Source organism: Streptosporangium sp. NPDC053982, assembly GCF_055585205.1.
The window spans coordinates 70461-93025 of record NZ_JBVJKQ010000016.1 but is presented as its reverse complement, the minus strand read 5'-3'; the positions used below and the strand labels follow the sequence as shown (position 1 = coordinate 93025).

At 72.7% G+C, this 22565-nt stretch carries 20 protein-coding genes; 14 read left to right on the top strand and 6 right to left on the bottom strand.

What is annotated here, in order from left to right:
- The first annotated feature begins 126 nt into the window (after positions 1 to 126).
- The 4 genes from ACZ6W9_RS28220 (at position 127) to ACZ6W9_RS28205 (ending at position 4576) form a co-directional block, all read left to right on the top strand.
- A complete protein-coding gene (locus ACZ6W9_RS28220; protein WP_389966274.1) occupies positions 127 to 489 on the top strand; it encodes a MerR family transcriptional regulator in 363 nt (120 codons plus the stop codon).
- On the top strand, positions 486 to 1463 hold the full coding sequence (locus ACZ6W9_RS28215; protein ID WP_389966277.1) for an aldo/keto reductase: 978 nt from the start codon (positions 486 to 488) through the stop codon (positions 1461 to 1463). Before ACZ6W9_RS28220 ends, ACZ6W9_RS28215 begins: the two co-directional genes overlap by 4 nt.
- 112 nt (positions 1464 to 1575) lie before the next feature.
- Positions 1576 to 2538 carry a sensor histidine kinase gene (locus tag ACZ6W9_RS28210; protein ID WP_470120439.1) on the top strand — a complete coding sequence of 321 codons (963 nt, stop codon included), beginning with the start codon at positions 1576 to 1578 and terminating at the stop codon, positions 2536 to 2538.
- Between the two features lie 277 nt (positions 2539 to 2815).
- A complete protein-coding gene (locus ACZ6W9_RS28205; RefSeq protein WP_389966283.1) occupies positions 2816 to 4576 on the top strand; it encodes a 5'-nucleotidase C-terminal domain-containing protein in 1761 nt (586 codons plus the stop codon).
- Positions 4577 to 4622: 46 nt separating this feature from the next.
- Here ACZ6W9_RS28205 and ACZ6W9_RS28200 read toward each other — a convergent pair whose 3' ends face one another.
- On the bottom strand, positions 4623 to 5627 hold the full coding sequence (locus ACZ6W9_RS28200) for a phosphotransferase enzyme family protein (RefSeq protein WP_389966286.1): 1005 nt from the start codon (positions 5625 to 5627) through the stop codon (positions 4623 to 4625).
- On the bottom strand, positions 5627 to 7069 hold the full coding sequence (locus ACZ6W9_RS28195; protein WP_389966289.1) for an XRE family transcriptional regulator: 1443 nt from the start codon (positions 7067 to 7069) through the stop codon (positions 5627 to 5629). Before ACZ6W9_RS28195 ends, ACZ6W9_RS28200 begins: the two co-directional genes overlap by 1 nt.
- Before the next feature lie 229 nt (positions 7070 to 7298).
- Here ACZ6W9_RS28195 and ACZ6W9_RS28190 point away from each other — a divergent pair, with 229 nt between their 5' ends.
- From ACZ6W9_RS28190 to ACZ6W9_RS28180, 3 genes are all read left to right on the top strand, one after another.
- The gene (locus ACZ6W9_RS28190) at positions 7299 to 7583 is read left to right on the top strand and encodes a hypothetical protein (protein ID WP_362930092.1); all 285 of its coding nucleotides are present in this window, start codon (positions 7299 to 7301) and stop codon (positions 7581 to 7583) included.
- Positions 7584 to 7965: 382 nt separating this feature from the next.
- The gene (locus ACZ6W9_RS28185) at positions 7966 to 8700 is read left to right on the top strand and encodes a glycosyltransferase family 2 protein (RefSeq protein WP_389966293.1); all 735 of its coding nucleotides are present in this window, start codon (positions 7966 to 7968) and stop codon (positions 8698 to 8700) included.
- 65 nt (positions 8701 to 8765) lie between these two features.
- Entirely contained in the window at positions 8766 to 9017 is a 252-nt protein-coding gene (locus ACZ6W9_RS28180; protein ID WP_389966296.1) for a type II toxin-antitoxin system Phd/YefM family antitoxin, read from the top strand.
- Positions 9018 to 9130: 113 nt separating this feature from the next.
- Here ACZ6W9_RS28180 and ACZ6W9_RS28175 read toward each other — a convergent pair whose 3' ends face one another.
- Both ACZ6W9_RS28175 and ACZ6W9_RS28170 read right to left on the bottom strand, forming a co-directional pair.
- On the bottom strand, positions 9131 to 9502 hold the full coding sequence (locus ACZ6W9_RS28175; protein ID WP_362930086.1) for an STAS domain-containing protein: 372 nt from the start codon (positions 9500 to 9502) through the stop codon (positions 9131 to 9133).
- 451 nt (positions 9503 to 9953) lie between these two features.
- Positions 9954 to 11324 (bottom strand): APC family permease, encoded by a 1371-nt coding sequence (locus tag ACZ6W9_RS28170; protein ID WP_362930084.1) that lies wholly within the window; start codon positions 11322 to 11324, stop codon positions 9954 to 9956.
- Positions 11325 to 11455: 131 nt separating this feature from the next.
- On the opposite strand from ACZ6W9_RS28170, the gene ACZ6W9_RS28165 reads away from it, so the two are divergent.
- Positions 11456 to 11842, top strand: coding sequence for a hypothetical protein (locus ACZ6W9_RS28165; RefSeq protein ID WP_362930082.1), 387 nt, complete (start codon positions 11456 to 11458; stop codon positions 11840 to 11842).
- A 182-nt stretch (positions 11843 to 12024) separates the two neighbouring features.
- On the opposite strand, the gene ACZ6W9_RS28160 is transcribed toward ACZ6W9_RS28165, so the two are convergent.
- Positions 12025 to 13134, bottom strand: a complete 1110-nt coding sequence (locus tag ACZ6W9_RS28160; protein WP_362930080.1) for a glycosyltransferase family 4 protein — start codon at positions 13132 to 13134, stop codon at positions 12025 to 12027.
- A gap of 85 nt (positions 13135 to 13219) precedes the next feature.
- On the opposite strand from ACZ6W9_RS28160, the gene ACZ6W9_RS28155 reads away from it, so the two are divergent.
- The 5 genes from ACZ6W9_RS28155 to ACZ6W9_RS28135 all read left to right on the top strand — a co-directional run bounded on the left by ACZ6W9_RS28155 (position 13220) and on the right by ACZ6W9_RS28135 (position 20592).
- Positions 13220 to 14041, top strand: a complete 822-nt coding sequence (locus ACZ6W9_RS28155) for a PIG-L deacetylase family protein (protein WP_470120434.1) — start codon at positions 13220 to 13222, stop codon at positions 14039 to 14041.
- Positions 14042 to 14075: 34 nt separating this feature from the next.
- Positions 14076 to 15137 (top strand): lysylphosphatidylglycerol synthase transmembrane domain-containing protein, encoded by a 1062-nt coding sequence (locus ACZ6W9_RS28150; RefSeq protein ID WP_470120432.1) that lies wholly within the window; start codon positions 14076 to 14078, stop codon positions 15135 to 15137.
- A 41-nt stretch (positions 15138 to 15178) separates the two neighbouring features.
- Entirely contained in the window at positions 15179 to 18577 is a 3399-nt protein-coding gene (locus ACZ6W9_RS28145) for a BTAD domain-containing putative transcriptional regulator (protein WP_362930074.1), read from the top strand.
- A gap of 411 nt (positions 18578 to 18988) precedes the next feature.
- Positions 18989 to 19531, top strand: a complete 543-nt coding sequence (locus ACZ6W9_RS28140; protein ID WP_362930072.1) for a DedA family protein — start codon at positions 18989 to 18991, stop codon at positions 19529 to 19531.
- An 89-nt stretch (positions 19532 to 19620) separates the two neighbouring features.
- Entirely contained in the window at positions 19621 to 20592 is a 972-nt protein-coding gene (locus ACZ6W9_RS28135; protein WP_362930070.1) for a D-alanyl-D-alanine carboxypeptidase family protein, read from the top strand.
- A gap of 171 nt (positions 20593 to 20763) precedes the next feature.
- On the opposite strand, the gene ACZ6W9_RS28130 is transcribed toward ACZ6W9_RS28135, so the two are convergent.
- Entirely contained in the window at positions 20764 to 21159 is a 396-nt protein-coding gene (locus ACZ6W9_RS28130) for an ArsR/SmtB family transcription factor (RefSeq protein WP_362930068.1), read from the bottom strand.
- A 164-nt stretch (positions 21160 to 21323) separates the two neighbouring features.
- Between ACZ6W9_RS28130 and ACZ6W9_RS28125 the strand changes: the two genes are divergently transcribed.
- Entirely contained in the window at positions 21324 to 22430 is a 1107-nt protein-coding gene (locus ACZ6W9_RS28125; protein WP_362930066.1) for an NADH:flavin oxidoreductase/NADH oxidase, read from the top strand.
- Positions 22431 to 22565 lie beyond the last annotated feature (135 nt).

The following is a 22565-nucleotide window of genomic DNA, read 5'->3' as shown; positions in this document are numbered from 1 at the left end:
GGACCGGGTTCCCGTTCGCGGGACGCGTCCCCGGAGCCGCGTGTCCCGCCCGCCGGACCTCTCCGGACCGGGCGTCCCGGGGGGCCGCTTGACTTCGAGCGCGCTCTAAGGGGCAGGGTGAGACATATGGGGATCACCATCCAGGAGGCCTCGCGCCGCTCGGGGCTCAGCGCGCACACGCTGCGGTACTACGAGCGGATCGGGCTCATCCACGAGGTGGAGCGCGACCCGAGCGGGCACCGTGCCTACACGGAGACCGACCTGGCCTGGCTCGACTTCCTGACCAGGCTGCGCTCGACCGGTATGCCGATCGCGGACATGTGCCGCTACGCCGACCTGTCCCGCCGGGGCCCGGGGACCGCCGCCGAGCGGCGGCGGATGCTGGAGGTCCACCGGGAACGGGTCAGGACGCGGATCGCGCGGCTCACCGAGGACCTGGGGTCCCTCGACTACAAGATCGACCTGTACACCGCAATGGAGGCACGATGAACAGGCGCCGTCTCGGCCGGAACGGCCCCGAGGTCTCGGCCGTCGGACTGGGCTGCATGGGGATGTCGGAGTTCTACGGCGCGGCCGACGAGGCCGAGTCGATCGCGGTCGTCCACCGCGCCCTCGACCTGGGGGTGAACCTCCTGGACACCGCCGACATGTACGGCAGGGGGCACAACGAGGAGCTGGTGGGCCGGGCGATCGCCGGCCGCAGGGACGAGGTGGTGCTGGCCACCAAGTTCGGCATCGTCAGGAGCGACGACGTCAACGCCCACGGCGTCGACGGAAGCCCCGCCTACGTCAGGAAGGCCGCCGAGGCCTCCCTGAAGCGGCTGGGCGTGGACCACATCGACCTGTACTACCTGCACCGCCGCGATCCCGATGTGCCCATCGAGGAGACCGTGGGGGCGATGGCCGAACTGGTCGCCGAGGGCAAGGTCGGTCACCTCGGCCTGTCGGAGGTGGGCGCGGAGACGCTGCGCCGGGCGCACGCCACGCATCCGATCGCCGCCCTGCAGAGCGAGTACTCCCTGTTCACCCGTGACATCGAGGCGGAGATCCTGCCGGCCGCGCGGGAGCTGGGCATCGCCCTGGTGGCCTACTCCCCCATCAGCCGGGGCCTGCTGGGCGGCACCCTGCCGCCCGCCGGGGAGCTTCCCGACGACGACTTCCGCAAGCGCCACCCCCGGTTCACCGGGGAGAACGGGGCCCGCAACGAGGAGCTCGTGGCGAAGGTGCGCGGGATCGCCGAGGAGGCGGGCTGCACCCCGGCTCAGCTCGCCCTGGCCTGGCTGCTCACCCGGGGTGAGGACGTGATCCCGATCCCGGGCACCAAGCGGCTGCGCTACCTGGAGGAGAACGCGGCGGCGGCCGGCGTCACGCTGAACCCGGACCAGCTCGCCGCGCTGGAGGCGGCGGTGCCGGGCGGCGCCCGGGGTGAGCGGTACGTGAACATGTCGCTGATCGAGCGCTGACCGCACCGGGCCGGAGCACCGGGCCCCCATCCTCCGGGCGGCGCGAGAGTCGTGACTCCTATCAGTCTCACGGCGGATGCCGCGCGTCCGGGGCCCGCCCTACCCTCGCCCCATGAGCCTCCGCCTTCCCCCCACCGCGGCCGGCCGACTGCTCGCGCTGACGCTGGCGACGGCGGTCTGCGCCGCCGCCGGTGCGGGTCTCACCGTCGCGGGCCTCGCCGTACGGCGGCACCTGCGGATCGGCCGCCGCGCGCGGGAGCGCGGCGAGACGCTCGCCCGCGAACCGGTACGCGCGAAGCGCACCGTGAACGGCCGCGTGACGAACAGCCGCGTGACGAACGGCCGCGCCGTGAACGGCCGTACGGCGAACGCGCGGGCGGCCGGCGGCCTGACGGCGGGCGAACGGGCGGACGGCGAGTGGACGGCGAGTGAGGAGCGGGCGCGGATCGCCCGGGAGCTGCACGACGTCGTCGCGCACAACGTCAGCGCGATGGTCATGCAGGCGGGCGCCGCGCGTCTGTCGCTCCGGCCAGATCAGGTCACCGAGCGCGAGGCGCTGCACGTGGTGGAGGAGACCGGCCGGGCCGCGGTGGAGGAGCTGCGCCGTACGCTGGGGCTGCTGCGCACCGGCGCCGAGGACGACGGGCTGGCGCCGCAGCCGACCCTCGCCCGCCTGGACGAGCTGATCGAGCGGATGCGCGCGGCGGGCCTCGACATACGGCTGAGCGTCGAAGGCGAGCCGAGCCCGCTGCCCCTGGGCCTGGACCTGTCGGCGTATCGGATCGTGCAGGCGGCGCTGGACAACACCCTGCGGCGCACGGGTCCCACCGCCGTCAGGGTTCGGATCGCCCACCGGCCCCGGGAGCTGGTCCTGGAGATCACCGACCGCGGCCCGTGTGACGGCCGCACCGGAGCGGCGGGCGGATCCGGATCCGGGCTGGCCGGTGTGCGGGAGCGGGTCGCGCTCTTCCACGGCAGCCTCTCCGCCGGCCCTGAGCCCGGTGGAGGATACGGCGTGCGGGCGGCCTTCCCGCTGGCCGCCCACGCGGCCAGGCCGGACAGGGTCACGGGATAGGACGGCCTCTCACCCGGCCTCCCCGGTCAGGCCGTCAGGCCGGGCAGGACCACCGGCCCCTCCGCGGCCGGGCCGGACAGGGCCACGGAACAGGGCGGCCCGCTCTCACCGGTCCGGCCGGTTCGTCCCGGCGGAACCCACGGATCCACGGACCCCACGGACCCACGGGCCCACGAAAGGGACAAAGATCACCTAGGCGATAGAAACGCCTACATTCACCCTGTCCGTAAGGCCCCCGTGACCCTCCGGCAACCTGGGATGGTTACTGTCCCGTGACATGCACAGTAAGAAGCTCGCCGTCCTCGGCGTGGCCGGGCTGACCGCCCTGGCCATCCCCCCGTCGGTCGCACACGCCTCGGCCGGCAAGTCGGTGACGGTGACCGTGATGGGCACCTCCGACCTGCACGGGAACACCCTCAACTGGGACTACTTCAAGAACGCCGAGTTCGACGACGGCAAGGGCAACGACGTCGGCCTCGCCAAGGTCTCGACGATGGTCGGCAAGATCCGCGCCGAGCGCGGCGCCGACCACACCCTGCTGTTCGACTCCGGCGACACCATCCAGGGCACGCCGCTGGCCTACTACTACGCCAAGGTCGAGCCGATCACCCAGACCGGCGAGCTCCACCCCATGGCTCGCGCGATGAACGCCATCGGCTACGACGCGGTGACCCTGGGCAACCACGAGTTCAACTACGGCCTGCCGCTGCTGGCCACGTGGATCAAGCAGATGAAGGCCCCGGTGCTCGGCGCCAACGCCGTTGACGCCACCACCGGCAAGCCCGCCTACCAGCCGTTCGTCATCAAGACGATGAAGGTCAGGGGCGAGAAGCCGGTCCGCGTCGGTGTGCTCGGCCTGACCAACCCCGGCGTCGCGATCTGGGACAAGGGCAACGTCGAGGGCAGGCTGCGCTTCGACGACCTGGTCAAGACCGCCAGGAAGTGGGTGCCGGTCATCCGCGGCCTCGGCGCGGACGTGGTCGTGGTCACCGCGCACGCGGGCGACAGCGGCATGTCCTCCTACGGCGGCGACCTGCCGGTCGAGAACGCCGCCGCCCTGGTCGGCGAGGAGGTCCCGGGCGTGGACGCCGTGCTGTTCGGGCACGCCCACAACGAGGTGCCGCAGCGGTTCGTCACCAACAAGGCCACCGGCAGGCAGGTCCTGCTGACCGAGCCGGCCAAGTGGGGCCAGCGGCTCAGCGTGCTGGACTTCACGCTGACCAAGCAGAAGGGCCGGTGGACGGTCACCGGCAAGTCCTCCACCACGCTGAACACCAACACCGTCGCCGAGGACCCGAAGATCGTCGCGCTCATGAAGAAGCAGCACGACACCACGGTCGGGTACGTCAACAAGGAGGTGGCCACCTCCAAGGACGAGCTGCTGGCCGCCGAGTCCCCCTACAAGGACACCCCGATCCTGGACTACATCCAGAAGGTCCAGACCGAGACGGTGAAGAAGGCCGTCGCCGGAACGGCGGACGCGAACCTGCCGGTGCTGTCGATCGCCGCGCCGTTCAGCCGGACCGCGACGTTCCCCGCGGGACCGGTGAGCATCCGCGACATGGCGGGCCTGTACATCTACGACAACACGCTGATGGCCGTGAGGCTCACGGGCGCCCAGCTCAAGGACTACCTGGAGTACTCGGCGAAGTACTTCGCGCAGCTCGCCCCGGACGCCCCGGTCGACCTGGCCAAGCTGACCAACGCCGGCAACATCCCCGACTACAACTACGACCAGCTCTCCGGCGTCCGCTACGAGGTGGACATCGCCAAGCCGGTCGGCCGGCGGATCACCGGCCTGTCCTACGACGGGCAGCCCGTCGCGGCCGACCAGCGGTTCGTGGTCGCGATCAACAACTACCGCCAGTCGGGCGGCGGCGGCTTCCCGCACGTCTCGACCGCGCCGGTGGTCTACAACGCCCAGGTGGAGATCCGCCAGGCACTGATCGACTACGCCACGGAGACCAAGGTCATCGACTCCGCCGACTTCGCCGAGGCCAACTGGAGGCTGACCCGCGACGGCAAGCCGCTGTTCTAGGCCCCTCATCGAGGATCCCCGCACCCGGCGGGGCGCCCGGCCCGGCTCAGCCCCGGGAGGCGCTCCGCCGGGGCAGGACGGTGACGGGTTCCGCCATGTACCACCGGGTGAACCGCTCGCCGCGGGCCAGCGAGTCGAGCCTGCGGGGCAGTTCCCGGCGGGAGAAGGGGTCCGCGCCGGCGTTGCGGATGTGGATGCCCACGGCGTACATGTCGCGGACCTCCATCAGGGTGGCGTAGCCCGGCCACGACCGCAGGTCCCGGCCGTAGGCGAGGGCGAAGGCGTCCACGTCGGCGGCGGTGAGGCCGAAGCGGCGCTGTCCGTGGTAGGTGTGGACCAGGTCCCATTCGCACGGCCCGACCGCGACGCCGTCCCAGTCGCAGAGCACGACGTGCCCGTCGGTGCCGCGCAGGAGGTTGTCGATCCAGGCGTCGCCGTGCAGCAGCACCGGGGCGCCCTTCACCTCCAGGCCCGACCACCGCTCGGTCAGCTCGGCGATGCGGTCGCGCAGCCAGGTCCGCTGACCGGGGGTGAGCACGGCGGAGCGCTCCACCTCGGCGCGGATCCCGGCCAGCGGGTTGGCGAACCGTTTCACCGCCACCGGCGGCACCGGCAGCAGGTGCAGGGTGCGCAGGATCTCGCCCAGCTCGGTGGTGGTGGGGCGCTCGGCCGCCGCCGGGACGTAGTGCCAGAAGGTGACCACCCCGCCCTCGTGGACCACCGGCTGCTCGCAGATCGTGTCGGCCGGCCGTACCGCGGGGAAGCCCTGCTGGGCCAGCCACCGGGCCACCGCCAGGACCATCGGCAGGCGGGCCCGCGCGTCGGACGCGGTGGCGATCCGCACCACGATCTCCCCGCGCAGGTTGAAGACGGCGTTGCTGCGCACCCGCAGCAACTCGGCGCCCCGGTGGTCGATCCCCAGGCCCTCGCAGACGTCGCGCAGGACCGCGAACGCGTCCCGCGCCAGCGAGCCGCCCGGACCGCCTGAACCACCGGGACCGTTGGAACCACCCGAGCCGCCTGAACCACCCGGGCCGCCTGAGCCGCCCATCAGACGGCCCGCGCCGCGTCGTCGAGCAGGTCGGCCAGCCGGCGCGCCGGCGTCGTACGGTGCCGGGTCTGCGGCATCCCCGCCAGCACCGCCCGTGCCCGGTCGAGGACGATGGAGGTGCGGTGCTCCGCCGGCACCTGGAGGAGCGCCTTCTCCGCCAGCAGGCACGCCTCCTCGACCTCGCCGCCGCGGACGAGGTGCGCGGCCCGGTCGAGCAGGATGAGCACCGGGTCGATGGCGTAGGCGCCGGAGGGACCGGGCGTCCAGTCGACCTCCTCGCCCAGCTCGATCAGGGTGCCGATCCGGTAGAACTGCATCCGCCGTTCGGAGAAGCGGAAGGCCAGGTGGTCGTGGCCCTCGGGGGGCATCCTGGCGAAGATCCGCTCCGCTTCGGCGAGCGCGACCCGGGCGGCCCGGTGCTCGCCCAGCCTGGCGAGCGCGCGGGCCTCGGCCGCCGCGCCGAGGGCCGCGGGAGAGCTGGGCGCGCTGCCGGCCAGCGTCCGCGCCTCCCGGGCGAGCCGCACGGTCTCGGCGAGGTCGCCGTAGTAGTAGGGCAGCATGGCCTCCTGCGCCCGGACCAGGGCGCGCAGCCGCAGGTCGCCCGTGTCGTCGGAGGCGGTGCGGGCGGTGCCGTACCAGGTGTGGGCCTGGCGGGTGTCGCCGAGCTTCATCAGCGCGTCGGCCGCCAGCAGCGCGAGCATCACGGTGGCGTTGAGCAGGCGCCGCTGGGCCATGGCGGGCTGCCGGGCCCCGACGAGGGTCCGCACGTCGGACAGTTCCAGCATCAGCCGGTAGAGCATGGGCAGCGGGGCGCTGGTGACGTATTCGCGCCGGTAGCGCAGCACCTGCTCGTCGAGGCGGTCGAGCTGCTCCTCGGAGACGGTGGCCGCGACGAGCGTGCGGTCGAGGTCCTGGCGGATCCGCTCGACCTCGGCGAGCAGGCGCCCGTTCAGCGGCAGGCGCCCGCCGAGCAGCGCGTGGTGGAACAGCGCGCGGCGCTCCATGCCGTCGTCGCCGCCGGCCTCCTCCTGGGTCTGGTACGGCGTGCGGCCGTCCCCCGCCGCGACCACCACGACCCTGGCCCCGCCGCCGTCGTCCTCGCAGTAGTCACCGGCCAGGCCGAGCCGTACGGCGTTGGCCCGGTACAGCCGCGCCAGCAGGTCGATGGTCTGCGGCCGCGGCCGGGCCCGGTGGTTCTCCCACGCGTTGAGCAGGTCGATGCTGGCCCGCGCCTCGCCCAGGTCGTGGCGCTCGCACAGCTCCTCCAGCTCCTCGACCGCCTGCCGGGCCGACCATCCCCGGGCCAGCCGGTGCGCCTTGAGCAGGCTCACCCCGCAGCAGCCGTGGACGGCCTGCGCCGTCTGCCAATGGGTCCATCGCCTCGCCTGCGCCTGCTCGCGCCAGCGCCGCGCGCACGCGGGCGGGTGCTCTCCTCGGGCCACGGCGCCCTCCCCGGTCGCTGTTCACCCATCACGGACGGGGGCGCACCACAGCGTGAGCGCTCCCGCGCGTCGCTTTCCCGTTATCGTGCTTTCCGCACGGAACACCGGGAATTTTCCTCCCTATTCCACCAGTTCGGTGGGAGATAGCAAGATGGGACATTGCCTGTCGGGCCGGGAAAACGCACTCTGCTGGGAAGAACGACACCAGCATCCGCCGGGAGTGATCCGGATGACGGCAGAAGACGGCCAGGCCGTTGATCATCTGCGGCGCCTCGCCGCCCAACTGGAGGCCCACTCCTTCAAGGTGTGCCTCGACGCCCCCGCGGGACCGCTGCCCCGCCTTCACGTGACGAACCCGATGGCCCCCACGGTGTCCGAGGACGTCCTCGCCGCCCACGAGGAGGACGGCGAGTGGTGGTTCTGGCTGTCGTGGGCCGGCCGCATCGGGCACGCCGAGGACGTCGCCACGGCCGCGGAGCGCGTGGCCAGCGTGCTGCACGTGGCACGCCGATAGGTGATTCTTGGCGGCCACATGGGTAAAACGTGTTCAGCCCCGAGACAGGAGTGACCGTTGAGAAGGATCCAGATCATCCAGCGGCCGCGGCCGCCCCGCACACCGGCGCCGCTCGACATGCGGACCCCCTCGGGAAAGCTCCTGCCCTTCTAACCCCTCCAGCCCCGCCGGAGGAAGCCCCCCTCCGGCCCGGCCGGCGCGGCGCGCCGGAGCGAGCGCCCCACCGGCACACGCCATCCGTACCGAGGCCGTACGGAGGTCACGCCCGAGCCTCACCCGAGGCCGCGCGGCGAGACCGTCCCGCGACCGTGCGGTGGCCGTGCCATGGGCGTTGCAAGGAGGATTCAAGCAGGTTGCAGGCGGTCCGGAGGACCTTGGGACCATGAGCAGCCGTCCCTTCCCCGTCAGCGTCAGCGTGGTGGTCCCCGCCCTCAACGAAGCCGCCAACCTCCCGCACGTCTTCGCGACCCTTCCCTCGTGGATCGACGAGGTGATCCTCGTCGACGGCAACTCCACCGACGACACCGTGGCCGTGGCCCGGTCCCTCCGTCCCGCCCTGCGCGTGGTCGTCCAGACCCGCAGGGGCAAGGGCAACGCCCTCGCCGAGGGGTTCGCCGCCGCCACGGGCGACATCATCGTCATGATCGACGCCGACGGCTCCACCGACGGCCGTGAGATCTTCGCCTTCGTGACCGCGCTGGTCGAGGGCGCCGACTTCGCCAAGGGTTCCCGCTACGCCCCCGGAGGCGGATCCGACGATCTCAGCCCGATGCGCTCGCTGGGCAACAGGGCGCTGACCATGATCACCAACGGGCTGCACGGCACCCGATACACCGACCTGTGCTACGGCTACAACGCCTTCTGGGCACGCCACCTCGACGCCCTCGGCCTCGACTGCGACGGCTTCGAGGTGGAGACCCTGATGAACATCCGCGCGGCCCGCGCCGGCCTGGTGATCCGTGAGGTGCCCAGCCACGAACGCAGCCGCATCCACGGCGTCAGCAACCTGAACGCCGTACGGGACGGCTGGCGGGTGCTCCGCACCATCCTGCGCGAGCGCCGCTCCCACCGCGCGGCCGAGTCATCGGCACCCGTACGGGCGGCCGCGACGATCTGAAACAGCCTCCTCCGACCTCAGGTCCGGCTAACGTGCGTCTCAACCCGGCCGGACAGGAGGTCCTCATGCGTGAACGGCAGGCCCAGGAGGCGGAGCGGCGTTTCGGCGAGGCCGTACGGCGCGCCGCCGCCGAAGGCGCCGAGGTGGCCGACCGGCATGGTGAGGAGGTCGCCGCCGTCATGGGCATCGCCGGATGCCGTCGACCCGGGGGCGACCTCCCTGATCTCAGGGAGTTTCTCCTCTCGGCGCCCGGCTGGGACGACGGCGTCGAGTTTCCGCGCGACCGTGACCTTCCCCGGGGGATCGATTTTCGCTGACGGGCATCGGTCATGTGCCCGGTATGAAGGTGATCTCCGGATCAAGGAGGCGGAACCGGGCTCCGCGCACCGGAGGAGACGGCCCGCTGTGGTCTGCGGGGTCTTTTCCCACCTCAGCAGGTGGTGGCTTCCAGGGCCTCGGTGACGGAGGGGAAGACCTCGAAGACCTGGGTGAGACCGGCGAGGTTGAGCCGCCGGGCCAGGTTGCCCTGGATGCCGGTGAGGATGAACCGGAAGCCCCTGACCTGGCCGTTGTGCCGTGCCTGGAGCAGCTCGCCGATGCCGGAGGAGTCGCAGAAGGTCAGGGCGGACAGGTCGAGGATGACGGTCTTCGACGGCGCGGCACCCCAGACCTTGCTCAGCTCGGCCCGCAGGATCGGCGTGTGGTAGTGATCCAGTTCGCCGCTGGCCTGCACGACGATCGTCGAACCATGCAGTCCTGACGTCGCCGTGAAACTGGGCTCCGGCTCATTACCCACGAACATGATCAACCTTCTACAGCGGCCCTTCTCAGCCATGCAACCTTCTCACACGGAGCGGACCGCCTTGGTGGTGCGGCCGTCCGGCGCCCTCGGCGCCCGGCGTCTCCACCCGATCCTCGCACGCGCCCGGTGGTGTGCGGCGCCCGCGGGTCCGGCAGGGGTTCCCCCTTCCGTGACGCCCGTCAATCCCCTTCGGGTGACAGGTGCCCCACGTCGACGGGAGTATTCAGGATCCGGGCCGTCGTCTCACGGAAGGGCCCGCGACGCCTCCGCGTGGAAGGTGTCATCGTGGATGATGCCGTCTCGACATGTGGACAAAAGATGCGAAATCCCCGAGGCGTTGACGTAGTCTCTCCGAAACTCCACCTAAAGGGAGTCGGAGATGAAAAGGGTACAAATCGTCCAGAAGCCCCGTCCGCCTCGTCCGCCCGTGCCCCTCGACCTGCGCACGCCCTCAGGCCGAAGGCTCCCCTTCTGACGGCTTCCCGCGCCGTCCGTCCTTCCTCCGCAGGAACAGCCGGTTGGCGAACCACAGGACCACCCCCACGGCCAGGAGCGCGCCCGCGCGAAGGTAGACCTCCCCTTCGCGGCCCGTGACGGGCAGCGCCAGCACGACACAGACCACCGCGCCCAGGACGGGCATCCACTTCGGGGCCCGGTAGTGCTCGTGCTCCACCGGGTCCCTGCGCAGGACCAGCACGGCCACGTTGACGATCGCGAACACGCACAGCAGCAGGAGCACGGTCGTGTCCGCCAGGCCGCTCACGTCACCGGTGATCACCAGCGCCACCGCGACGCCCACGGTGAACAGGATGGCCACCCACGGGGTGGACCTGCGGCGGTGGACGGCCGCGAAGACCCCGGGCACGATGCCCTCGCGGGCCATGCCGTACACCAGGCGCGAGGCCATCAGCATGTTGATCAGCGCGGTGTTTCCCACGGCCAGCAGGGCGATGAGCGCGAACAGCTTCGGCGGGAACGCCAGGCCCGCGACCTTGACCACCTCCAGCAGCGGCCCGGTGGACTCGGTCAGGGTCCTGGTGTCCACCAGCATCGTCGCGGTGAAGGCGACGGCCATGTAGATCAGCGCGGCCACGGTGATGCCGCCGAACAGGGCGCGGGGGAAGTCCCGCTGCGGGTCGCGGCACTCCTCGGCGAGGTTGACCGAGTCCTCGAAGCCGAGCAGCGCGTAGAAGGCGAGGGCCGTGCCGCCGAGGACGCCGAGGAACGCGCCGTTGACCGGGTGGAACTGCACCGCCCGGGCGGGCTCGCCCTCACCGGAGACCAGGGCGTAGATCCCGATCGCGACGATGACCAGCAGGCCGAACGCCTCGATGATCGTCAGGACCACGTTGACCCTGACCGACTCGGAGATGCCGGCGAAGTTCACCAGCGTGACCAGGCCGAGGAAGATCAGCGCGCCGATGACCGTCGGCAGCGTGACGAACTCGCCCAGGTAGTTGCCGCCGAAGGCGCGGGCCGCCGCGCTCGCCGAGGTGATCCCGCTCATCAGTACGGTGAACGCCACCATGAACGTGACAAAGGGGATGCCGAACGCCTTGTTGGCGTACAGCGCCGCGCCGGCCGCCCGGGGATACTTGCCGACCAGTTCGGCGTAGGCCGTGGCGGTGAGGGCCGCGAGCACGAAGGCGATGAGGAAGGGCAGCCACAGCGCCCCGCCGACGTAGCCGGCCACCTTCCCGACCAGGGCGTAGATCCCCGCGCCGAGGATGTCCCCGATGACGAACAGCAACAGCACCTTGCGCCCGATGACCCGCTTCAGCGAGTGCTGGACGGTTTCGGGATCGACGGTCGCCTCAGCCATACCGTCCCCTTACCCGAAGCGGGGCGAGGATCACGCCGAGTCACAGCCGCCGCCTTTTTAAGCATCTGTCAAGTGCCCGGCAAGTGACGCCTCTAGGGTGCACCTGTCGTAAAAGGCAATGAAAGGCAAAGATGTTCTCCCTCCTCCCCTCCCGCCGTATCGCCGCCACCGTCGCGGGAGCCGTCCTCCTCTCCCTGTCCGCCGCCTGCGGCGCGGGCGCCGACGCGGCGATGTGCGCCGACGCGCTGAAGCTCATGAACGACTACAAGACCGACGTGGCGGGCGTCGGTGTGGACATGGAGAAGCTCAACGCGGTGAACGAGAAGTTCGCCTCGGACATGAAGGCCATGGCCGCCAAGGCCGACGGCGACCTCGCCTCGGGGCTCAACGACCTGGCCGCATCCTTCGGAAGCCTGAAGGTCGACCCCAACAACCCGGGGGCCGCCGCCGGAGCGATGCAGGGCCTCAGCGGCAAGATCGTCTCGGCCGGCACCAAGATGAACGCCGCCTGCTCCTGACGCGCGCCGCGCCTCCCCGATCCCTCCCCGATCTCCCCGGGAGGCGCCCGCCCCACCGCACGGCCCGGCCTGCCCGAGGGGCCGGGCCGTGCGGCCGCACGCCCCGCCGTACCGGCCGCGCGCCGCCCGCCGTACCGGCCCGCGCACGGATCACCCGCCGGCCCCGTACGACTCCTTATAGCTCAGCCCCGCGCTCCGCGCGCCTGCTCGTAGCAGCGGTCGAAGCCCTCCAGCACGGCCGGCCAGGAGCTGCGGACCGGCTCGGTCGCGCGGTTGTGCGCCGCGATCGCCTCGCGCAGCCCGCGGTCGCGCACCAGCCCGGCCACCGCCGCGACCAGGCCGTCGAAGCTCTTTCCCAGCAGCCCCTCCTTGCCGGGCCGCACGAAGTCGGCCACCCCGCTCTGCGCCCGCGCGACCACCGGCACGCCCGCCGCCCTGGCCTCCAGCGCCGCCAGCCCGAACGACTCGCGGGGCGCGGGGGCGACGAACACGTCCGCGGTGGCGAGCAGCTCGCGGATCCGGTCGCGGTCGTAGCGGCCGGGCAGCGACACCCACCCGGTCATGCCGTTGGACCGCAGGTAACGCTCCATCTGGGCGCGCGCCGGGCCGTCCCCGACGATCGTGGCCCGCATCGGGACGTCCCGGGGGACCTGCGCCCTGGCCTCCCTCAGCAGCCGTAGCAGCCGGACCGGCTGCTTGCGGGGCGCCAGCCGCCCCACCGCGACGACGTGCACCGGCTCACCGTCCTGCGTCCGCCGGGCCGGGCCGGCGGCGCGCCAGCCGGAGACGTCGAGGCCGTTGGAGACGACGTGCACCGGGACGCCCCGGCCGGCCACCGCGCGGATCGGCCGGGCCGCCGCCTCGCTCACCGTGGTGCCCACCAGCCCCCAGCGGTGCCACTCGAACGCCAGCCGCAGACCGGTGTAGACGGCGCGGGTGACCGGGTCCCACATGCTGTGCACGGTCACCACGGCGGGCAGCCCGAGCCGTACGGCCGCGCGGACGCCCATCCAGGCGAACGGCGAGACCGCGCCGGTGTGCACGTGGACCACGTCGGGCCGCCGGGCCCTCATCAGCCGCAGCAGGTGCCCGACCCCGAACGGGTGGACCGGCAGGTCGAAGGGCAGCCCCGCGACGATCCGGTGCACCCCCGGCAGGGGCTCGCCCGGCGTGGCGGTCGCCACCTCGACGTCGTGGCCCGCCTCGCGCTGTGACCGGATCAGATCGGCGACCTGGACCTCGATCCCGCCCAGGCGCGGCAGGTAACAATCGCTGACGTGGAGGATCCTCACCGTGCCAGCGTATCCCCGCGTGAGATCATGCCTGCGTGCCCGTCTGGGGAGGCCCCATGAGCGGGAGACGGACCGCGCGAACGGAGTGAGGGCGATCAAGACCGTCAGGACAGCCGTGTTCTTCCATGCCCATCCCGATGACGAGGCCCTGCTGACCGCGGGGACCATGGCCATGCTCGCGGCCGAGGGGCACCGGGTGGTCCTCGTGGTGGCGACCTCCGGCGAGCGCGGCCAGGCCGACCTGGAGCCGGGCGAGGCGCTGGGCGCGGCCCGGGTCGCCGAGCTGTACCGGTCGGCGGCGGCGCTGGGCTGCGCCCGCGTGGTGAACCTCGGGTACGGCGACTCCGGGCTGGCGCCCGGCGGCGGGGTCGCCGACGACCGCCCGGACAACGCGTTCATCGACGCCGACACCGAGGAGGCCGCCCGGCGGCTCGCGGCGATCCTCACCGAGGAGGACGCCGGCCTGTTGACGACCTACGACCCGGCCGGGGGCTACGGCCACCCCGACCACGTCCAGGTGCACCGGGTAGGCGCCCGGGCCGCGGAGATCGCCGGCACCCCGATCGTGCTGGAGGCCACGGTCAACCGCGACCCGCTGCTCAAGGGCATCCGCCTGATCAGCCGCTTCTACCCGCAGCTCGACATCCGCGCCTTCGAGGGCGCCTACTCCCCCGGCGAGGCGATCACCCACCGGGTGGCCGTGCGGCGCTTCGCCCGCCAGAAGCGGGCCAGCATGGCCGCCCACGCCTCCCAGGCCACCGGGGCCGACACCCGGACGCTGGGCGTGATGCTCAAGGTTCCCGGACCCCTCTACCGCCTCGTCTTCGGCACCGAGTGGTACGTTCAGCGCGGCCTGCCGCCCGGCACGAGGCTGAAGCATCCCTTCGAAGTTCCGTCGAAAGGATGAGCCCCGGACCGGCAGACTGGTTCATGGGGGTGCGATGAAGAACAAGTGGGTCCAGATCGGGTTGTCGGCGGTGTCGCTGGCGCTGGCCGCCACGCTGGTGCGCTTCCTGCCGGAGATCCTGGAGGCGATGACCGGCGAGCACGTCTCCTGGTCGCGGATCGGCGCGCAGTTCGCCGGGCTGAGCTGGCAGATGGTCGCGCTGATGACGGCCGTCTGGCTGGCGAGCCTGCTGGCCTACACGTTCGTGCTGACCGCCTCCCTGCCGGGCCTGACGCACCCGCAGGCTCTGACGCTCAACGCGGCGGGCAGCGCGGTGAGCAACCTCCTGCCGTTCGGCGGCGCCGCCGGGGTCGCGATGACCGTCGCGATGACCAAGGGCTGGGGTTTCCCGCTCCGGGCCGTCGTGGTCTCCACCCTGGTCAGCGGCGTCTGGAACACCCTCTTCCGGTTCATCCTGCCCGCCGTGGGCATCGTGGCCCTGCTGTTCAGCGGCCAGGACCTCAACCCCGCCGTGACCGGCGCGGCCTGGGCGGGCGTGCTGTCCATCCTGGCCCTGGTCGCCGTCGTGACCGCCGCCCTCTACTGGGACCGCGCCGCGGCCCTCCTCGGCCGCCTCCTCGACGGCCTCGCCAGGCTGCTCCCCGCGAAGGTCAGGCCCGACCGGCACGGGCCCTCCCAGGCGCTGGAGAAGCTGCGCGCCGACACCTCCGAGATCGTCCGGCGCCGCTGGCCCGGGCTGACACTTGGCATGATCTTCTTCCTCGGGCTGCAGTGGCTGATCCTGGTCTGCTGCCTGCACGCCACCGGCGCCTACACCGGGCTGGCCCAGTCGGTCGCCGCGTTCGCGTTGTCCAGGGTGCTGACCACCGCCCTGGTGACCCCGAGCGGGGCCGGGATCATGGAGGCCGGCACCGTCGGCGCGCTGGTCTTCTTCGGCGCCCCGGTCGACTCGGCGACCGCCGCCGCGCTGCTCTTCGGGTTCTGGACCTACACTGTCGAAATCCCCTTCGGCGGCCTGGCGCTCGGCGCGTGGGCGCTTCTGCGCCGGCGTGAGAACGCCGCCCCGGCCCGCGCGGAGGAGCCGGCCCGCCGTTAGATGGGGAAAGACCTTGTGCGCGATTCGAAGGCACGCATAGCGTGGCGCCTGACATGGTGGCGTTCCGGGTTCTCGGGCCGGTCGAGGCGCATTCGGATGATGACGAGCTCGACCTCGGCGGGCTGCGTCAGCGCGCCGTCCTCGCCCGGCTGCTCGTGGCGCGCGGGCAGGTCGTCCCGGTCGACTCGCTGCTGTACGACCTGTGGGACGACGACGGGGCCCGCGGCGCCCAGGCCAACCTCCAGGTGTACGTCTCCAGGCTGCGGCGGGTCCTGGAGCCCGGCCGTCCGCGCGGGGGCCCCAACCGGCTGCTGGTGACCGTCGCCTCGGGGTACGCCCTGCGGGCCGGACCCGACCAGGTGGACGCCCTGCGGTTCGAGGCCCTGGTCCGCACCGCCGGGGAGCAGCTGGAGGGCGACGACCCCGTCTCGGCCCGGGCGCGCCTCACGAAGGCGCTGGCGCTGTGGCGCGGCACGCCCTACTCCGACTTCGCCGACCAGCCGTGGGCCGAGGCCGAGGTCAACCGGCTGGCCGAGCTGCGCCTGGTGGCGCTGGAACGGCACGCCGACAGCGGCCTGCGCCTGGGCATGCCCGCGGAGTCGGTGCCCGACCTGGAGGCGCTGACCGCGCGGCATCCGCTGCGCGAGGAGGGCTGGCGGCTGCTGGCCCTGGGCCTGTACCGCTGCGGGCGGCAGGGCGACGCGCTCGCCGCGCTCCGCCGGGCCCGCGCGATCCTCGCCGACGAGCTGGGCATCGACCCCGGCCCGGCGCTGCGCAAGCTGGAGTCCGACATCCTCGCCCAGGACCCGGGGCTGGAGCTGGCCGTGCCGGTCGTCCGGCAGCGCGCCGCGGTCCCGGCCGACACCTGGCCGCCCAGGCCCGCGGCGGGCGCGGGCGGTACGGCGGGCGCGGTGGAGCCGCCGCCGCTGGAGACCGAGCCGTTCGTCGGCCGGGACGCCGAGCTGGGCCGGTTGACCGCGGCCGCCGCCAGGACCGCCCGCTTCACCGTCTCGCTGGTCGGCGGCGACGCGGGCGCGGGCAAGACCACGCTGGTCCGCCGGCTGGCCGCGCGGCTCACCGCCGACGGCTGGGTCGCCGCCTCCGGCGCCTGCCCCGACAGCAGCGCCACCCCGCCGGGCTGGGCCTGGGTGGAGATCCTGCGGACCCTGGTGGACGCGGCCGGGCCCGGCGAGTACGCCCAGCTGCTCGCCCCGCTGCTGGACGACGCGGCCCCCGAGCCGGACGACGACCAGGCTTCGGGGGGTTTCCGGTTGCACCGGGCGGTGGGCGGTTACATCGCCGCGGCCGCCCGCTCGGCGCCGATCCTGCTGACGCTGGAAGACCTGCACTGGGCCGACGACCAGACCCTGGCGCTGCTGCGCGCGCTGCCGAGCCTGCTGTCCACCAGCCGCGTGCTGCTGGTGGTGACCTGCCGCGACAGCGAGCTGAGCGACCGGCAGGCCGAAGTGCTGGCCGCGCTGGCCCGGCTCGGACCGGTCCGGGTGGGCCTGGACGGCCTCGACGCCGACGCGGTCGCCGAGCTGGTCCGGGCGACCTGTGTGCGGGAGGTCGACGAGGACGCGGTCGGCACCATCGCCGAGCGGACCGGCGGCAACCCCTTCTTCGTCCGGGAGACCGTACGCCTGCTGGACGCCGAGGCGACGCGCGACCGCGCGACGGCCGCCGAGGTGCTCTCCGGCGTGCCGTCCGGGGTCCGCGACGTGCTGCGGCGGCGGATCTCCCGGCTTCCCGCCCCGGCCCAGCAGATCCTGCTGCAGGCCGCGGTGATCGGCCGTGACGTCGACGTGGACGTGCTGGTGGACGTCGCGGGCGACGAGGACGCCGTGGTGGACGCGGTGGAGGCGGCGCTGCTGGCCGGGCTGGTCACCGAGCCGGGGCCGGGCCTGCTGCGGTTCGACCACGACCTGGTCCGCGACACCGTCTACTCCGACGCCTCCCGGCTGCGCCGTTCCCGGCTGCACGCCGCGGTGGCCGCGGTGATCGAACGCAGGAACCCCGGCGACGTGGCGGCCCTGGCACACCACTACGACGCGGCGGGCACCACGGAGACGGCGGGCAAGGCGGTCCACTACGCCCGGCTCGCCGCCGCGCAGGCCGAGCGCCGCTTCGCCCACCGCGAGGCCGCCACGCTGTGGGAGCGGGCCGTGGCCGCCTTCGACCGTTCCGGCGTGACCCACACCCCCGAGACCACCCGCGAGCGGCTGTTGCTCACCCTGAACCTCATCAAGGCGCTGGCCCTGTGCGGGGACATGGCGGCGGCCCGCAGGCGGCGGCGCGAGGCGATGGACGCGGCCCGGCCGCTGGGCGACCTGGAGCTCACCGCTCGGGTCGCGGCCTCGCTGGCCGTACCGCACAAGGGCATGGCCCGCGACTTCACCCGCACCGCGTGGGAGATCGTCGATGTCGCCGAGCAGGCGCTGGTGGAGCTGCCGGCCGCCGAGCAGTCGCTGCGGGCGAGCCTGCTGGCCACGCTCGCGCTGGAGCTGGAGGGGTCGGCCACGCCGCGCGGCGAGCAGGCGTCGCTGGAGGCCGAGGAGCTGGCCCGGCGGACCGGTGACCCGGCGCTGCTGGCGACCGCGCTGAGCGGACGGCTGCGCCAGTCCTACGGCATCACCCCGGTCGGCGAGCGCGAGGTCATCGGCCGGGAGCTGCTGGAGGTCGGCGAGGCGAGCGGGCAGGTCTCGGTCCAGGCCCTGGCGCACCTGGTGCTGATGGAGTGCGCCGCCGCGTCGGGCGCGTTCGCCGACGCCGACGCGCACGTCGCCGCCGCCGAACGGCTGGCCCGACGGTACGGCCTGCCCGCCCCGGCCGCCGTGGGCGCCTGGTACGCCGGGCAGCGCCTGATGATCGCCGGTGACTTCGCGGGCGCGGAGCGCGCCTACCGCGACGCCGCGCGGCTGACCGCGCGGGCCGGGATGCTGGAGGGCCGCCAGGACCTGCCGCTGATCACCGCGTTCTGCCTGCGGCTGGTGAACGGCCGGGCCGCCGAGATGGTGGAGCCCCTGGCCGAGGCCCACCAGCGCGGGGCCAAGTGGACGACCGACGCCTACGCGGTGGCGCTGGCCTCGGCCGGGCACGCCCGCGACGCCGGGGCGGTCATCGCGGTGAAGACGCCGGTGCGGCCCGACTTCCTCTACGAGCTGGCGATGATCTGGCGGGCGCTGGCGGGCATGCTGCTGGACGACCGGGAGCGGATGACCGAGGCGTACGACACGCTCAAGCCGTTCTCCGAGCGGATCGCCGGGGCGGGCACCGGCGTGGTGGCGCTGTGGCCGGTGGCGCTGACGCTCGGCGACCTGGCGCTGCGGCTCGGGCTCACCGACGCGGTGCGGCCGCACTACGAGAAGGCGCTCGCGGTGGCGCGGCGGGTCGGGGTGACCCGGTGGATCGAGGCGGCGCAGCGGTCGCTCGACGGCTGACCCGGCAGAGGGGCTCCGGCCGCTCGTCCGCGGTGAAGACCGCCGCGCTCGGGACGGAGCCGGTGCGGCGGACCGTCGTTCCCGGAGCGGGGCCGGTGTGGCGGGCCGTCACGCCCGGGGCGGAGCCGGCGTGCTCCAGGGTCGTGCCCGCGTAGGCTCCGGCGAAGGCGAGGCTCGCCACGAGCAGTTTCGCGACGTTCGCGGTTCCGCTCGCCAGCACCGTGACCCAACCGCTCCGCGGACCCATGACCGCACACCTTCCTCTCCTCGTATCAGGTGTACGCGGGTACGGTTGATCTCTGCTTGACGTCCGCTTGCAGGGGTTCCGTAGTATCGAACAGGTAAGCCTGACCTAATATCCGACATATCCGTCGTGTGTCGACGATGCGAGCGTGAGGGGGGTGTTCACCGGTGCGATCTCCGGCGGCGGGCATCCCCGATCCCACCTCCGCCGCGCTGTGGGGCCTGCCGCTGTGGCTGTGGGTCGTCCTCGGCGGCATCGGGCTGTTCGGGGTGTTCCAGGTCTACTACTGGGTGGGCCACCGTCTCGGCTCCCGGCTCTACGCCTCCCGCCTGGGCCGCAGGCTCGGCCAGGAGAACATCCGCAGGGTGGAGGACGCCGTCCGGAAATGGGGGGCGCTCGCCGTCTACGGCTGCTTCTGGGTCCCCGGACTGCGGCACACGCTGCCCTGGACGGCCGGGGTGCTGCGGATCTCCTACCCCTGGTACGTCGTGGCCAGCGCGCTCGGCTGCCTGACCTGGGTGCCGGTGACGTCCTTCGGCCTCTACTCGGTGATCTGGGGCTGGCTGCGACTGGCCGCGCGGTCGCCCGCGCTGGCGGCCGTGGCCGCGGTCATGGTGGTCGCCGCCGTCACCGTCCTCGTCATGCGGCGCCGCCGTCGCCGTCGCCGCGAGGCCGAACGGCGGCCCGAGGACACCCTGACCGCCGTCTGACCGGCCTTACGGCGGTCACCGGAAAGACGTCTCACCCGAAAAACGGTCAAGGGTCGTATGCCGGCCGCCGGTTCTGTCACCATGATCCCATGCAGATCGGGGGAATCCGCCTGGGCGCCTGCGCCGCCCTCGCCGCACTGACCGTCCTCGGTGCCGGCGTGACCGCGCCCGCCCACGCCCAGCCGGGGCCCGCGCCCGCCCACGCCCAGCCAGGGCCCATGCGGGCCGGTGGCGCCGCGCCCGCCACCGCGCGGGCCGGTAGCGCCGCGCCGGCGGTCACCGGGAAGGCGGCCTACCTCTTCGACGCGGCCACCGGGACGGCCTACTTCGACAGGCAGGCGAGCAGGCGGCTGCCGGTCGCCAGCCTGACCAAGGTCATGACCGCCTACGTCGTGCTGCGGCAGGCGAGCCTCGACTCCGTCGTCAGGATCGACGCCTCGGACGTGCGGCACGCGCGGACCAACGACGCGACCTCGGCGGGACTGCGGGCCGGTGAGCGCCTGACCGTCAGGGACCTGCTCTACGGCGTGATGCTCCCCTCCGGGGCGGACGCCTCGCACGCCCTGGCCCGCGTCTACGGGCCGGGAGCGACCCGGTTCACGGCCAAGATGAACGCCGCCGCGCGTGCCCTCGGCCTGTCACTGACCCGCTACGCCAACCCGGACGGCCTCCCCAAGCCGGGCGGCGGCTACTCCACCGCCATCGACCAGGCCAAGCTGGCACAGACCGCGCTGAACGACCCGGTGCTGCGGACCATCGCCTCCACCAGGCGTCACGTCGTGCGGGCGTCGAAGCTTCACCGGGCGCACACCTGGACCAACAGCAACAAGCTGCTCGGCAGGACCCCCGGGGCACTGGGCGTCAAGACCGGTTACACCCGGGCCGCCGGGTACTGCCTGTCGTTCGCCGCCGAGCGCGACGGGCACCTGCTGATCGGCGTCGTCCTGGGCGAGCCGAGCTCGGACCGCCGGTTCAGCAGCGCCGGCCGCCTGCTGGACTGGGCGGCCGTACAGGCCGCCGGGTCACCGGACATGGACTCCGGGACCGTCGGGGACCTCTGAGCTCATTGCGACGCTGCGCGTCGCGGCTCGGGGGCTGATAACCGGTGCCTTCCCTCGTCGTTCACTCGCTACGCTCGCTCTCTCCTCAGTCCAGACACCGGCGCCCCCTCGCGGGCTCATGGCGACGCTGCGCGTCGCGGCTCGGGGCTCTTGACCCGATGTCTTCCCTCGTCACTCCGCCGCTCCGCGGCTGCGCTCCTCAGTCCAGACACCGGCGCCCCTCGCGGGCTCACGGCGACGCTGCGCGTCGCTGGCGTGCAGCACGGCGTCGAGCAGGCCGGGGAAGAGCTCGTCGAGGTCATGGCGGCGCAGCGCGTTCATCTTCGCGGTGCCGCGGTAGACCTGGCTGATCACCCCGGCCTCGCGGAGCACCCGGAAGTGGTGGGTGCTGGTCGACTTGCTGACCACCAGGTCGATCGCCGAACACGGGGCGCCCTCGTCGTCCACCCCGGACAGGAAGGCCACCACCCGCAGCCGCATCGGGTCGGACAGCGCGTGCAGCACGGCCTCAAGCCGGATGTCCTCGCGGCGGGGGTGGTCGAGAGCCCTGTCGGACGTGACCCGCATGACGACTCCTTCCCTCGGGATCATCGATTGTACGAGAACCATCATAGTTTGACATTTCTCGTACTACGAGGGTTATCGTACTAGGGTGCCCGGACGGCGAGCTCCGCTTCCGGCACGGAGTGCCCGGAACCGGGCGACCCGTACGACGACGAAGGAGCGAGGCCGTGAGCGCGCTGTTCGAACCACTCACCCTGCGGGGCCTGACGATCCCCAACCGCGCCTGGATGGCGCCGATGTGCCAGTACTCGGCGGAGGCCGACGGTCCGGAGCAGGGCGTTCCGCACGACTGGCACCTCTCACACCTGGCCGCCCGTGCGGTGGGCGGGGCCGGCCTGATCATCACCGAGGCCACGGCCGTCACGCCCGAGGGCCGCATCTCCCCCTTCGACCTCGGCATCTGGAACGACCGCCAGGTGGAGGGATTCGCCCGGATCACCCGCTTCCTGAAGGAGCACGGGGCCGTTCCCGGCATCCAGCTCGCGCACGCCGGCCGCAAGGCGTCCACCGACGTCACCTGGCGCGGCGGCGGCCCCCTCGGCCCCGACCGGTACGGCTGGCAGCCCGTCGCGCCGAGCCCGCTGCCCTTCACCGACCGCCACCCGGTCCCGGCGGAGCCGAGCGTCGAGGAGATCGGGCGGCTCGTCGAGCACTTCGCCGCGGCGGCCCGGCGGGCGCTGGCCGCCGGGTTCCAGGTGGCGGAGGTGCACGGTGCGCACGGCTACCTGATCAACCAGTTCCTGTCGCCGTACACCAACCGCCGCACCGACGCCTACGGCGGCTCGTTCGAGGGCCGCACCCGGTTCGCCCTGGAGGTCGTGGACGCCGTGCGCGCGGTGTGGCCGGAGGAGCTGCCCGTCTTCTTCCGCATCTCGGCCACCGACTGGCTGACCGAGAACCCCGAGGACGACCGCGAGGGCTGGACCGCCGGCGACACCGTGCGGCTGGCCAAGGAGCTGCTCGCCCACGGCGTCGACCTGCTGGACACCTCGACCGGCGGCAACGCCCCGGGGGCGCGCATCCAGACCGGCCCCGGCTACCAGGTGCCGTTCGCCGCGCGGGTGAAGGCCGAGACGGACCTGGCCGTGGCGGCCGTCGGGGAGATCACCGAGCCCCGGCAGGCGGAGGAGATCATCGCCTCCGGCCAGGCCGACGCCGTACTGCTCGGCCGGGAGCTGCTGCGCACGCCGTACTGGCCGAACCTCGCCGCCCGCGAGCTCCACGAACTCGGAGCCGAGCCCCGCTGGCCGGACCAGTACCACCGGGCTGTCTGACCCAGCTTTCCCCATGTTTCGGACATAAGATGATTAATATAGAAATAGGCACTTACGCTTATTTATGTATTATTTATGCACATCCAGTGACTTTTGCCGAACCGTAGGTTCTTTGCGGTGTCATGGTCGATTCCT